Annotated in this window: 13 protein-coding genes; 1 reads left to right on the top strand and 12 read right to left on the bottom strand. The window is 51.7% G+C overall.

Annotated elements, in window-relative coordinates; genetic code table 11:
- Nucleotides 1-50 precede the first annotated feature (50 nt).
- The 3 genes from tssB to HV352_RS03525 all read right to left on the bottom strand — a co-directional run bounded on the left by tssB (nt 51) and on the right by HV352_RS03525 (nt 5,324).
- Nucleotides 51-548 carry a type VI secretion system contractile sheath small subunit gene (gene tssB, locus HV352_RS03535; protein WP_047414030.1) on the bottom strand — a complete coding sequence of 166 codons (498 nt, stop codon included), beginning with the start codon at nt 546-548 and terminating at the stop codon, nt 51-53.
- A gap of 471 nt (nt 549-1,019) precedes the next feature.
- Complete coding sequence (gene gss / locus HV352_RS03530; protein ID WP_065554311.1) at nt 1,020-2,882, bottom strand: bifunctional glutathionylspermidine amidase/synthase; 1,863 nt, start codon at nt 2,880-2,882, stop codon at nt 1,020-1,022.
- 153 nt (nt 2,883-3,035) lie between these two features.
- Nucleotides 3,036-5,324, bottom strand: coding sequence for an FdhF/YdeP family oxidoreductase (locus HV352_RS03525; protein ID WP_181635193.1), 2,289 nt, complete (start codon nt 5,322-5,324; stop codon nt 3,036-3,038).
- 218 nt (nt 5,325-5,542) lie between these two features.
- Between HV352_RS03525 and yghU the strand changes: the two genes are divergently transcribed.
- Entirely contained in the window at nt 5,543-6,409 is an 867-nt protein-coding gene (yghU, locus tag HV352_RS03520; RefSeq protein WP_016154488.1) for a glutathione-dependent disulfide-bond oxidoreductase, read from the top strand.
- Between the two features lie 50 nt (nt 6,410-6,459).
- Here the strand turns inward: yghU and hybG are convergent, their stop codons facing one another.
- The 9 genes from hybG to HV352_RS03475 all read right to left on the bottom strand — a co-directional run bounded on the left by hybG (nt 6,460) and on the right by HV352_RS03475 (nt 13,500).
- The gene (gene hybG / locus HV352_RS03515) at nt 6,460-6,708 is read right to left on the bottom strand and encodes a hydrogenase maturation factor HybG (RefSeq protein ID WP_003024459.1); all 249 of its coding nucleotides are present in this window, start codon (nt 6,706-6,708) and stop codon (nt 6,460-6,462) included.
- Nucleotides 6,709-6,738: 30 nt separating this feature from the next.
- Nucleotides 6,739-7,080: a hydrogenase maturation nickel metallochaperone HypA gene (gene hypA / locus HV352_RS03510; protein ID WP_016157467.1), complete on the bottom strand. Its 342-nt coding sequence runs from the start codon at nt 7,078-7,080 to the stop codon at nt 6,739-6,741.
- A complete protein-coding gene (hybE, locus tag HV352_RS03505; RefSeq protein ID WP_016154490.1) occupies nt 7,073-7,561 on the bottom strand; it encodes a hydrogenase-2 assembly chaperone in 489 nt (162 codons plus the stop codon). Before hybE ends, hypA begins: the two co-directional genes overlap by 8 nt.
- Nucleotides 7,554-8,048 carry a HyaD/HybD family hydrogenase maturation endopeptidase gene (locus tag HV352_RS03500; RefSeq protein WP_016154491.1) on the bottom strand — a complete coding sequence of 165 codons (495 nt, stop codon included), beginning with the start codon at nt 8,046-8,048 and terminating at the stop codon, nt 7,554-7,556. Before HV352_RS03500 ends, hybE begins: the two co-directional genes overlap by 8 nt.
- Nucleotides 8,048-9,751 carry a hydrogenase 2 large subunit gene (gene hybC, locus HV352_RS03495; RefSeq protein ID WP_003024476.1) on the bottom strand — a complete coding sequence of 568 codons (1,704 nt, stop codon included), beginning with the start codon at nt 9,749-9,751 and terminating at the stop codon, nt 8,048-8,050. Before hybC ends, HV352_RS03500 begins: the two co-directional genes overlap by 1 nt.
- Nucleotides 9,748-10,926 carry a Ni/Fe-hydrogenase cytochrome b subunit gene (gene hybB, locus HV352_RS03490; protein WP_016154492.1) on the bottom strand — a complete coding sequence of 393 codons (1,179 nt, stop codon included), beginning with the start codon at nt 10,924-10,926 and terminating at the stop codon, nt 9,748-9,750. The genes hybC and hybB overlap by 4 nt, the downstream gene beginning before the upstream one ends.
- Entirely contained in the window at nt 10,916-11,902 is a 987-nt protein-coding gene (hybA, locus tag HV352_RS03485) for a hydrogenase 2 operon protein HybA (RefSeq protein ID WP_003828357.1), read from the bottom strand. Before hybA ends, hybB begins: the two co-directional genes overlap by 11 nt.
- 2 nt (nt 11,903-11,904) lie before the next feature.
- Nucleotides 11,905-13,023, bottom strand: coding sequence for a hydrogenase 2 small subunit (gene hybO, locus HV352_RS03480; RefSeq protein WP_016154493.1), 1,119 nt, complete (start codon nt 13,021-13,023; stop codon nt 11,905-11,907).
- A gap of 189 nt (nt 13,024-13,212) precedes the next feature.
- Complete coding sequence (locus HV352_RS03475; RefSeq protein WP_016154494.1) at nt 13,213-13,500, bottom strand: DUF2623 family protein; 288 nt, start codon at nt 13,498-13,500, stop codon at nt 13,213-13,215.
- Nucleotides 13,501-13,576 lie beyond the last annotated feature (76 nt).

Here is a 13,576-nt window from a genome sequence, read left to right as displayed (position 1 = left end):
ATGATCCTTTACTATTCCTGCCAATTAAGCGGAGGAAACCCTGTATAACGTTAAATCTCTTCTGGCATCATGGTTGCCAGTTCATCACGCAGTTCCTGACTCAGGGCTGGATTTTTGAGGATGATTTCCAGCTCGCGACGAAAAGCAGCGTTATCGAGTAAGTTAGATTTCAGGTCGCGCAGTAAGTTACGCATAGCCAACAGAACGCGTAATTGTGGGATATTTCGTGCGACCTGTTCAGGTTCAAAATCGCGGATATTTTTAAAGGTAAGGTTAATATCGTCAGTTCTGTCTTCACCAGCTAACGTATTTTTAACACTCATATTTACCACTGGTGCGAACTTAGCTAACACATCATTGAAATTATTTTTATTAATATCAACCTTTTCGCGCTCGGATAATGGTCGTTGTTCTCTACCATTACTGAAATCACCTACAGCCAAAAGTTTTAACGGCAATTCAACCTTTTTCTGAACGCCTCCGGTATGTAAATCTAACTTAATATTAACACGTGCCGTCGGCACTTCATTCTGAAAACTGTCACCCATACGTCCCTCTCAGACCGGCGGTTCCTGCCGATATTTTACATTTCCTAACGGAGCATTTTCCAATCGCTCAACGTGTTTCTTACATCGTCATTTCTGCGGGCAGTCAACAACAACTGTTAATGACAATTAACGATTATAATTAGTATGCTAACGTAATCCGACATATTACCTGAGATAAAATATGATCAATATCACTAATACACCAAATAATACATTAGTATTATTCATCTAAAAACAAAATCAAGAAAGTATATTATCTAATACAAACGGAGGAAATTAATTAACGTTGAAAACATTCATAAAAAGAATGTTTTTGAGCTATAAAATATTAATTAAAGTAATAATTACCATTATATCTATATTCCATGTAACTTATTTAAATATATAATCAGCGTCAATTTAACTACAAACAGAAAAAAGCCGGAGATATACTCCGGCTTTTCGCATTTCAATCAAGCACTCGCAAAAAGATTACTCTTCCTTCACTACAATCAGCGGCTCGATATCGCTCTCTTTTTTAATCACCAGCGACTCATCGCCGCGCAGGCAGGTCCCCCCATAGTTACCGCCTACGGTGAAGGTACAAACCTGAATATATTTACCAGCAATTTTTGGCAGACACCAAAGCTGCTGATAAATGTTCTTCTGCTCGGCAAACTTACCGCTGGTTTTATCCAGTAACTCTTCCTGATGGCTCACCAGATCGATGTTGCTGCCACAACGTCCTGCAATAGGTTTCACTGCATAACCGGTTTGCGCCAGCTCTTCATTAACAGTGAAATCAGTATCAAGCAGATAGCGGTGGTGTGGGAACAGTTGCCACAGGATCGGCAGAATCGCTTTATTACCAGGGATCACCGTCCACAGAGGTTCAAAGACCAGCACTTCCGGGCGCAGCAACACGTCGATTAAACGCACTTCCTGATTCGTATGCCCGGTACGAATTGGTACCGCGGCGTACTCCGTTTCACTGACCTCTCGCACCTGCTCAATCGCGGTTTCCCACGCCCAGGTTTTCCAGACGCAGTTCACCAGACGACCGTCCCCGTCAATCAGCTGACCAGCGTCATCCCAACATAGCTCATCGAGGCCACGCAGAATTTTACTGTCAAACCCGGCCTGACGTAGCGCCTGCTGCATAAACTGAGCGTGGTAGTTTTCCTCTATATCTTTATCCTGCATGATGTGGACAAAAGGACGCGCGCGGCTGTGCTTCCAGGCCCCCGCCAGTTCGTTGATCAATCCTTCAGCTGGGTTGTGTCCCTGTCCTGTATAGCCCTGCTCGGCCCATCTTTCGAGGATCAAACCAGCTTCGGTATGGCACGATGCGGAATCGGCGTTGTACTCATACACCTTCAGTCCGCGTTCATCCATACAGAAATCCATACGTCCCGTAATCATATGATGCCGACGACGCTGCCAGGAAAGGCGCAGACGCGGCCAGAGGATTTTCGGGATATCGAACAGCGCCAGCAGGTTGTCATCTTTCAGCACTTTGTCGGTCGCGTGCAGATACATCAGGTGCAGCTCGTTGGTGGCTTTGATCAGCTCCTGCTCTGCACTCTCGGTAATGGTGAAGTACTGATGCGGATCCTGATTAATCACGTGGCCGTTCGCCAGCACGTAGGCTTTCTGCAGCGGATCCTGTTCATCAAGCCATTTACCGTCAAACTGACCGTTATCTTCCAGTCGCGCGCCGCCAATTTTCAGCGAGTCATTGGCGATCTCCGGCTGCGGCAGGCTGTCACGGGTATCATCGGTCTGGATCATCCAGCCAAGGATGGTGGTGTCGTCAAAGGTATCACGCAAGGTGTAACAACCGTTTTCAACCACCATCTCCAGTTCGCGGGTCCACTGCTGTCCGGGAGGCAACGGCGTATGGAGCACGTTCTGTTCGGCAATACGGATTTTGTTTTCCAGCAACTGGGTGACGACCGCCACATGGCCGGTATCGTTAAACTCACCGCCTTTTTGCCAGATAAGCAGAGCACCGGCTACCGGCGCGCGGGGTGAACCATTCGGAAATGCCTGTAACGGCAGGATATTGTCATTCACCACTTCGCGTAGAAAGCGTAAGGAAAAGATCTCCCAGGCCATGCCCACATCGGTGAAAACCACGCCATAATTAAGGAAGAGAAAGCGGCGTGCGAACTCTACGCACTGCCATTTGTGGCCCATGTATTCGTCGTCGATATAGCTGCGAAATGCCGCATCATCGTCGTAGTCCCGTGGGTCGAGGGAGCTGTAATCTGAAGAGTAGATTGCTACGCCGCCTGGGGCGTAGCCCAATAATGTCCCGAATGGGGCATCCTGACTGGTCGTTCCTTTGCTCATGCACCTTACCTCAAAACAATACAGCCTGAGCAGGTTGGCGTGAATTTTTCGCTCTGATTGCCTGCTCTGCGACACTAACCGGACAGAGGTCAACATCATCATACACCTCAACGCAGGGGCTGGCGCTCAGAGGCGAAAAATTCACAGCAGGAACTACGCTTTTGTCACGGTGACCGGTACGCTTTTATACGCCGGAGTCAAACTTTGTGTGTCCACCGCATCCAGCGAAAGCAGGACATTCGCTTCTGGCAGATAAGCGCCTATTGAGCCCACCGCCATGTTGTAAATCACCACCGTCAAGCCGCACATAATACGATCCGCACAGGGCTGGCCGCGGTCGTCCAGCGCCTGAACGTTGACCACATCTCCCTGGCTCAGATCGCGAGTCGCCGCTTCTTCAGCGCTTAAAAACACCACATCCCGACGACCGGTAATGCCACGGTAGCGATCGTTCATACCATAAATAGTGGTGTTGTATTGATCGTGGCTGCGCAGCGTCGCCAGAACCAGTGCATCGGCAGGCTGATTTTCTCGCTCTACCGCCCGCTGATGGCTGACGATAAAGTTGGCTTTACCATTCGCCGTTCGCCATTCACGGCGCGAAGCGGGCGTATCCATACGAAATCCGCCCGGCTCGGCAATACGGGCATTGTAATTGTGGAACGCCGGGATCACGGCTTCAATGGCGTCACGGATCAGCGCGTAGTCCCCGGTTAACGCCTCCCAGTTGATCGGCGAAAGCGGCAGAGTGGCGTGTGCCATGCCCGCCACAATCGCGGGTTCCGATTTTAACCAGCGGGAAGCTGGCTTCAGCGCGCCGCAGGAAGCATGGACCATCGACATCGAGTCTTCGACGGTCACCGACTGGCTCCCCGTCGCCTGAATGTCGCGCTCCGTTCGACCTAATGCAGGCAGCAGGTAATTATGCTTTGCCAGCAGCAAATGCGATCTGTTCAGCTTGGTCGCAACATGGACCTGCAGATCCAAATTTTTCATCGCCGCAAAGGTACGCTGCGGCTGCGGCATCGCCACCGCCAGATTGCCACCCATGCAAATGAGCGCTTTTGCCTCTCCCCGTTCGATGGCCCGAATACTCTCCACGCTGGAGCGGCCATGTGTACGCGGCACACGGATAGAAAAATGCGTCTCAAGGCGTTGCAGGAAGTCTTCGGATGCCGCTTCGTTGATCCCCACGGAACGGTCGCCCTGCACGTTAGAATGACCGCGCAACGGGCAGATCCCCGCCCCAGGCTTACCCATATTGCCTTTCAGCAGCAGCAGGTTTACCAGTTGCTGGACGTTCTCAGTACCGTTTTTATGCTGGGTGATGCCCAGACCATAACAAATAATAGTGGCACGAGATTTACTGTAGCTGTGTGCCAGGTCCTCCATCTGACTGCGGGTCAGGCCCGAGTCCTGTTCCAGCTCCGCCCAGTTATGCTGACGTAAGTCATCATACAGCGCTGCATATCCAGCGGTATGCTCATCGATAAACGCGTGATCGAGTGTCGGTTGCTGATCCAGTAAGATCCGCGCTTCATCCATTTCGATCAGCGCCTTCATGATGCCTTTCAGCAGCGAGGCGTCACCGCCCATTTTTACCTGGTAGTAGTCGTTGCTCAACTGCGTCGACTGACCGGTGAACATCTCTTTCGGGCTTTGCGGGAAACTAAAGCGCTCAAGCCCCCTTTCGTTCAGCGGATTGATAGAGATTATTTTAGCCCCGCGTTTGGCAACGTCGCGTAAGGTGGTCAGCATACGTGGATGATTAGTGCCAGGGTTATGCCCGATACAAATCACCAGATCGCAATGGTCAAAATCGTCAAGTTCAACGGTCCCTTTTCCAAGGCCAATGGCCGGCGTTAGCCCTGCGCTGGTCGGTCCGTGGCACATGTTTGAGCAATCAGGAAAGTTGCTGCTGCCATATTCTCGGGCAAATAGCTGATACAGGAACGCCGCTTCATTTGACGTTCTGCCGGAGGTGTAAAACTCAACCTGCTGGGGTGAATCATAGCTGCGCAGACGCTCGCCGATCTCCTGGAAGGCGATATCCCAATCCACCGCCTGCCAGGTATCTGATGCTGCATCGTATTTCATCGGATGCGTCAAACGACCGATATTTTCCAGCTCATAATCGCTGTAGTGCCAGAGTGTGGAAACCGGGTGACGGCTGAAAAATTCCGGTGACGCTTTTTTACTGGTTGTCTCCCAGGAGACCGCCTTAACGCCATTTTCGCACAGCTCCATTGGCGCACGGTGCCCTGGGTCCGGCCACGCACAGCCCGGACAGTCGAACCCTTTCACCTGGTTCATTTTGAACATCGCGATAATGTCGCGGGCGACAGCCTTTTGCGAAAACACCGAAGCAGTGACGGCTTTTACCGCGCCCCACCCACCCGCCGGGCCCTGATAACCGCTTACTCCTGGAACACCATTTTTCATTATTACTGCTTATTCACCGCCAATTTTTAATGGTGAATACGGTAGCAATTTCCGTCCAACATTGATTTCCTCTTCATGGAGTACGGAGCGGGTACAATGAACGGGTTAGATTTATCTTCCCCTTTCAGCACAAAGCGACATAAAGTTCCAATCTGTTAAATTGAGTTCTACCTAACTGCTACACTGCATCAACACAACCACTCAGAAGGCAGGTCAATATGTCAGACAATACCTATCAGCCCGCGAAAGTCTGGACGTGGGAAAAATCGAACGGAGGCGCATTCGCCAATATCAACCGCCCGGTTTCCGGAGCCACCCACGAGAAAACGCTGCCGGTTGGCAAACATCCGCTACAGCTCTATTCGCTGGGTACGCCAAACGGGCAGAAAGTGACGATTATGCTGGAGGAGTTGCTGGCGCAGGGGGTGAAGGGCGCGGAATACGATGCCTGGATTATCCGCATTGGCGATGGCGATCAGTTTTCCAGCGGCTTTGTTGAGGTGAATCCGAACTCGAAGATCCCAGCGCTACGCGATCACTCGCAAAACCCACCGGTTCGCGTATTCGAATCTGGCGCAATCCTGCTCTATCTGGCGGAAAAATATGGTTATTTCCTGCCGCAGGATTTGGCAAAACGCACCGAAACGCTGAACTGGTTGTTCTGGTTACAAGGCGCAGCACCGTTCCTCGGCGGAGGCTTTGGCCACTTCTATAACTATGCTCCGGTTAAAATTGAGTACGCTATCAATCGCTTCACCATGGAAGCCAAACGCTTACTCGACGTGCTGGATAAGCAATTGGCGCAACATCAGTTTGTGGCCGGAGATGAATACACCATTGCCGATATGGCGGTCTGGCCATGGTTTGGCAATGTGGTTCTGGGCAACGTCTACGACGCAGCAGAGTTCCTTGACGCAGGAAGCTACAAGCACGTACAACGCTGGGCAAAAGAGATTGCAGCGCGTCCGGCGGTTAAGCGTGGTCGTATTGTAAACCGCACTAACGGACCGCTGAACGAGCAGCTTCATGAACGCCATGACGCCAGCGACTTCGATACCCAAACCGAAGATAAGCGCCAGAACTAAAATAAATTGCCGGATGGCAACCGCTATCCGGCAATTTCATTCAGGATTTGTCACGCGCTGGTGACGTCGTACTCCATGCGGCGAAGTGCGTCTAACGTGGCTTTAGCTTCATCTTCATCAATGATGCTCATGGCGAACCCTACGTGCACCAGCACCCATTGCCCGACCAGCTCAGCTGTATCACCTTCACAAATCAGGGCAATATTGACATCACGTTTGATGCCGCACACTTCAACCTGCGCAAGCTGGTGAATATCTTCACCAACGGCCAGAACCTGACCAGGGACTCCAATACACATATCTGACTCCGCCCCATAGCAACCTATGGGTTATTCGACTTCAATACTTTTCACTTTCAGTGAATCGCCAGCATCAACCCGCAGGCGATCGCCCTGACATTGTGGACACTGCGCATCATGCTGGGTGATTTCCACAACCTGACTGCAATCCCAGCACCATGCCTGGGCTGGCTTGTAATCAATATGCAGCTCACACCCCTGAGCCAGCGTCCCCTGACAGACGATGTCGAAACTGAAACGAACGGCGCTCTCTTCAACGCAGGAGAGCGCCCCGATTTCCAGCCAAACACCGGTTACACGTTTGACACCGTGCTGCTCTGCCTGCTGTTGAACAATCTCAACCGCGCTCTGACAAAGGGACAGCTCATGCATTTTCGCAGTTCCGACGACCCAGCAGCAACGCGCGGCGATTAAGCTGCGGCGCATTCGGATCGCTAACCGGCAGCGATAACAGCATTCGCGCGCAATCGTCAGTCAGACGCATGCCTTCTTGCGCCGACATACTGTGCGAAAGCGGCGACATCAGTGAGCAGGAAAGGTATTGCGATACGCCCTCCAGTTCACCAACGGTAAAGGTCATCTCGCCATACGGCAGACGCAGTCCGATTTTTTCGCTGACTTTACGCACTGGCCAGATCTGGTCCGGTCCGGGGAAAATCAGTGCGCTGAGCATCCAGGGCGTGATAACACACCCCGTCCACTGTCCTTCAAACAGCGTAAATTCAGAGACATATACCGGCATGTTCGGATGCAGGAAAGAGAGATCGTGCATTGAACGCCGGGCAACCTCTTCAAACGCTGCCTGAATTTGCATCTTCGGGGCCGTCTGAAAACCGACAAACTCCTCAGACATGAGCCGCCTCCCGCGGGATCGCTTCAACACCTGATTCGCGAAGCGCGGCAAGAACCTGCTCAAGCGCAGGTTCAATCATCGCTTCAACCGTTGGCGTTAGTCCGATATGCGGCTCCAGCGATTCCGGAATAACACCGACTAACGTCAGCTTTTTCGGAAACTCGCCGGTGAAACGCAGGGCCGACAATACGTCGGCCAGACCAAGCTGGTGCGGTGAGATTTTGTTGGTAAACAGCGCCGGGATCTCTTCATCCCGCAGGACCATCATCGTTCCTGGCGTGTTTTTCTTCGACACAATGGCGTCAGCAATGATCAGATGATCTCTGTTCGCCATATCACCGAGAAGCTCCATCCCAGCCGTACCACCGTCCAGAACATCAACAAAGTCTGGCAGGACGTACCGTTGTTCTAATGTTTCAACGATACGTACCCCGATGGCTTCGTCGGTCAGCAAAATATTGCCGACCCCTAAGACTAATATCCGCATTACAGAACCTTAACTGAGACCACTTCGTTCCCATCAACGTCCACCACATGCACCGCACATGACATACAAGGGTCGAAGGAGTGAATGGTACGAACCACTTCCAGCGGTTTGTTTGGATCGGCAATCGGCGTACCTACCAGCGAGCGCTCATACGGTCCCACTTCATCATTAAAGTTACGTGGGCCAGAGTTCCAGGTTGACGGTACTACCGCCTGGTAGTTGCTGATAATGCCATCTTTGATCACCATCCAGTGAGACAGCATACCGCGCGGCGCTTCGAGGAAACCGACACCTTTAAATTCACCCGTTGCCGGGATATCCGGTTTCACGAAGGTGGTGTGGTCGCCTTTGCCGATGTTCACAATCAGCGCGTTGTACTGATCCTGCAGAACGTTCTGCAGTTCACAGCAGTGAACGGTACGGCCAATAATACGGCCCAACGTAGAGTGCAGCTGTGACACTTCGATAGTTTTACCGGTCAGCTTGGTGTAAATCGCGATGATTTCATTCAGCTTGGCATGGGTAGACTCGCGTTTGGCCGCCAGTTTACACAGCATGTTGGCCAGCGGACCCACTTCAACCGTTTTACCGTAGAAGGTCGGTGCTTTAACCCAGGAGTACTTGCCGTCATCTGACCAACCAGTGTAATCAGGAACCGTTGTGCCTTCCCACGGAGCCTGCGGCGCTTCGTCTTTGTACCACGCGTGTTTCGCACTCTCCTGAATCCCTTTGATCAGGTACTCATCGGAGTGAGAGGTGATCGGACGATAGGTCGACAGATCTTCATTGGTGATGTAACCACCCGGGAACAGGAAGCTGCCGTTTTTACCGTCAGTCGGGAATTCCGGTGCGCTCAGATAGTTAACCGCACCTTGACCACGTTCCAGCCACTCAGGGTAGAACGCAGCAATAACTGCGGTATCAACCTTGTAAACCTGCTCAACGAAGTCGCTCAGCTTATCGATAAAGGACTTGATATACATCAGGCGCTCAAGGTTCAGCACGCCAAGGCCGTCGAGGTTAATTGGGTTAGCAACCCCGCCTACCGCCAGGTTCTGAATGTGCGGCGTTTTACCGCCCAACAGCGCCACAACACGGTTAGCATCACGCTGGCATTCCAGCGCCTGCAGGTAGTGAGCGACCGCAATCAGGTTCACTTCTGGCGGCAGCTGCATCGCCGGGTGACCCCAGCAACCGTTGGCAAAAATGCCTAACTGACCGCTGGCAACAAGGTCTTTGATCTTGTTCTGAACCTTAGTGAACTCTTCTGCGCTGTTCAGGTGCCAGGAGGACACGCCGTTCAGCATGGCAGACGCTTTCGCTGGATCTGCTTTCAGTGCAGAGGTGATATCCACCCAGTCCAGCGCAGAGAGCTGATAGAAGTGAACAATGTGGTCATGCGTGGTGTGCGCGGCCAGAATGATGTTACGGATATACTGTGCGTTCACCGGAACATCAATATTCAGCGCGCTTTCTGCTGCACGAACGGAAGAGATAGCGTGAGTGGTAGTACAAACGCCACAGATACGCTGCACAATCATCCAGGCATCGCGCGGATCGCGGTTTTTCACGATCTCTTCCATGCCGCGCCACATGGTACCGGAAGCCCATGCTTTAGATACCACGCCATTTTCGATTTCGCAGTCGATGCGTAAATGACCCTCAATACGGGTTACCGGATCAATAGTAATTCTCTGGCTCATGCTTTGCTCGCCTCATGACGATTTTGATCGTTTTGTTTTAAAGGAGGAAGTATCGGCAGTAGACGAATGAGTACGATGTATGCACAAATCTCAATAGCCACAAAACCAATAGAAATCAACAGTTCTTCCCAGGTCGGGAAGTAGTGGTAGCCACCACCTGGATTGAACGCCACCAGCGAATAGGACAGACGCCATGTCGCACAACCCAACAATGCGCTCAGCGCAGACAGATACAGCATACGCGAGTCGTTACGCAGCTTAGTGACGCGCAGCACCACCAGCGGGAAGACCATCAGCACGACTTCAATCCAGAACATCAGGGAGTAAAGATCGCCTGAGAACGCATAGGACAGCTTGTCGCGATAGATCAGTTCGCCAAAGCGCAGGACCACGAAAATCGCCAACAGCACACTGATGGTATTCGTCAGCTTGATGAACAAACTTTTCTCGTCCGGACCATTACCTTTCAGCCCGGCTTGTACCAACGAGCCTTCGAAGATGACGATCGAGAAGCCCATAATAAAAGCGGTTAATACGGAGAAAAGCGGCAACATTTCATAAGCTTGCCATAGCGGATGCACCTTATAGCCCGCAGAAATCATCAATGAACCCATTGAAGACTGGTGCATAGTTGGCAGCAGCGCGCCAAGGGCAATGATAAAGAACATCACTTTATTCAAACGTTTGAGAGAGACTTTCCACCCCAGACGTTCAAACAGAGCCGGAGCAAATTCCAGCGCCATGATGCCGATATATATGGTCATACAGACCGCCGTTTCGAACAGTACCGAGTTCACGTTGAAGTGGCCCGGAATGTAGAAATACGGCAGGTTCCAGTAACGACCGACGTCAATGGTGATCGACAGACCACCCAGCGAGTAGCCAAACAGGCTCGCCAACAGCGCCGGACGTACCAGTGGATGGTATTGTCCTCTGTTGAAAACATACACCGCCCACGCCAGAGCCCAGCCACCGCACGCGAAGCCGGTACCAATCAGCAGGTCAAACGCGATCCATACACCCCATGGGAAACCGCCGTTCAGATCGGAGACTGAGCCCAATCCGAAGACCAGACGTTTCACGATCAGGAGCATACACAGGACGATAAGCGGCCCAAAAATAATGACCGGTTTGCTGATTATTTTTCCGCCCAGCGGTTTAGGATCATGACTCATGATCGTCTCCTCCATCGTGATGGTCGTTTTTCGTGTTACGACGAACCAGCACGGTTAAGCCCGCCAGCGCAGCCAGGGGTAATATCATGCCCTTGTACAAGGAATGTTGAACATGTTCGGAACGCGCACCGGTTGAAAGATCATCCAGTTTTGGCAGATCCAAATCCTCGTAAGGAACGCCCGTCAGTACCATAACCTGTGTACCACCACCCTCTTTCTCGCCGTACAGATGGGGGTAATACTTCGGTACCGTATGCAGATAGGTATCGCCTGCTTTCACCGTCTGACGCGGATAGTGGTATTCGCTGCCAGGCTTCAGCGCGAGACGTTTTTTCGCCTCAGCCATCAGCTCTTCACGCGTACCAAAAATCACCGCACCGGCAGGGCACACTTCAACACAACCCGGTAAACCGCCTTTATCCAGACGCTCAACACCTTTCTGGTTACACAGTTCACATTTGTGAAGCGCACCAAACGGGTTGTTGTAGTCATACTTAGGCACATTGTACGGGCAGGCGACCATGCAGTAACGACAGCCCGTGCAGACATCTTTGTCATAGTGGACGATGCCAGTTTTCGGATCTTTCTTCAGCGCGGAGACCGGGCAAACGGAGACGCAGTTCGGATCGACACAGTGCATGCACTGCTTCTTAATGTATGCGTAGCCGTTTTCTTCCTGGTCTTTGTTAACGCCTGTTCCGCTACGCCACACCTGGATGATGTTATTGGTATACGGTGACAGTTTGTCGTTGTTCGACCAGGTCTGCTCGCCTTCCGGGTTACGCGCCGGGAAGTTGATATCCTGACACTTGGTGACACAGGCCTGGCAGCCTACGCACAGCGTCGAGTCATAGAGCATCCCAAGAGAACCAGGGATCGGCGGACGGTTTTCTGCAGCCGCATGGCTGATGGACGGCGCAGCGCCCAACAGCAATGCCCCGCTGGAGGCTGCTTTAATAAAGTTACGTCTGTTCACGGTTATTCTCCCCGTGAGTCAGCGTTATCTTTCTTCTGCTGACGCCCCAGTTCACGAACCGCCATCACGCTGACACCGGCAACCAGTCCTACTACGCCACCAAGCAGCCCAATCGCCCCGGCAGAAATATTGCCGCCTTCTTTCATATTGACGTCAGGTTTCTCGGAACGCGGTGTTTGGTTTTCCACATGAGCAAGCTGGTGAATACCTTTATGGAAACCGACACCTTCTTCGTTACAGCCGTAGCAAGGGTGACCGATAGCCACCGGCCACACGCCGCCAACATCGCAGAATTGCAGCGTTGAGCAGTTGCCGTAGGTTTCTGGTCCTTTACAGCCCAGATGGTAGAGGCACCATCCTTCACGGTGACCTTCATCGCCAAACTCTTTAGCAAAACGACCTGCATCGAAGTGCGGGCGACGTTCGCAGTGTTCGTGAATCAAACGACCATAGGCAAATGTAGGACGGTTTTTGGTATCCAGCTTCGGCGGCTTACCGTAAGTGATGATATGCGCGACCGTTGCAAGGAAGTTGTGCGGGTTCGGAGGACAGCCGGGGATGTTGATGATGGTTTTGCCTGGCAGAACTTCCTGCAAGCCGACGGCACCCGTTGGGTTAACGCCAGCAGCAGCAACACCACCCCACGCGGCACAAGAGCCGATGGCAATGATAGCGGCAGCGCCTTCTGCGGCCCGGCGGATGTGATCTACGATCGGCTCACCGGCAACCATGCAGTAAATACCATTGTCTTTCAGTGGGATAGAACCATCTACAACCAAAACATATTGCCCTTTGTACTTCTCCAGAGCGTTATGTTTATTCTCTTCGACCTGGTGGCCGAAGGCGGCAGAGAGTACCTCATGGTATTCCAGAGAGATTGTCTCCAGAACGAGGTTTTCCACTGTAGGGTGTGTCGCGCGAAGTAGCGATTCAGTACAACCCGTACACTCCTGCGCACCAATCCAGATAACCGGTGGACGCTGAGGACGAGAAACTGATTCGGCCATTTCTGCGGCGGCTTTGCTACTGAGCCCCATGGTAGCGGCCAGTGCTGCACAAAGCTTCATGAAATCACGGCGATTGATGCCGTTCGAATTGATGAGAGAGTTATCTCCAGTCATTTTATAGTTATTCCGTTGCGAAGACCTGGCTTTTATTTTGCACCTTTCGCATGTTGCATATTGCGATCGGCGCGCCATTTACCACACTTTTTATATGGTTATGTGCATTATAATACTTCGGCGGAGCAACAAAACGAAGGCGTAGGTCAATAGTGTAATTAATTAAAGCAAGATAATACCCCTTTCGGATCAAGCTTCGAGACGATAGCCAGCCATGAAAAAACGAATTGTTGTACTGGACTGGTTCTCTTTAAAGAAATCCATAACCATCTCTTTATCCAGCCCATAGCGACGCGTGAGGATCCCCGCTTCCCACGCGCTGAGCTGTCGATCGCCCGTTTTTTCAAACATTCGATGAGAAAACCCCAGCACAAAACCGCGTTTATAATCAGCACAAAAATTGGCCGCCGTGCGTGCGCTATCCGCACTTGACGCGTTTAATCCGGCCATCAAGCCTTTTCCAAAATGGTTGTCCATGCATAACCTCCAATCGCTATATAATAAATTATATAGCGATTTTTTAAGCAAAGACCAGAGGTATCACGTACTTTTT

This window comes from Citrobacter sp. RHBSTW-01044, from assembly GCF_013781945.1.
Taxonomy (GTDB): Bacteria; Pseudomonadota; Gammaproteobacteria; order Enterobacterales; family Enterobacteriaceae; genus Citrobacter; species Citrobacter braakii.
Note: the sequence above shows the minus strand (reverse complement) of the source record. Positions and strands in the feature narration are given on the sequence as shown.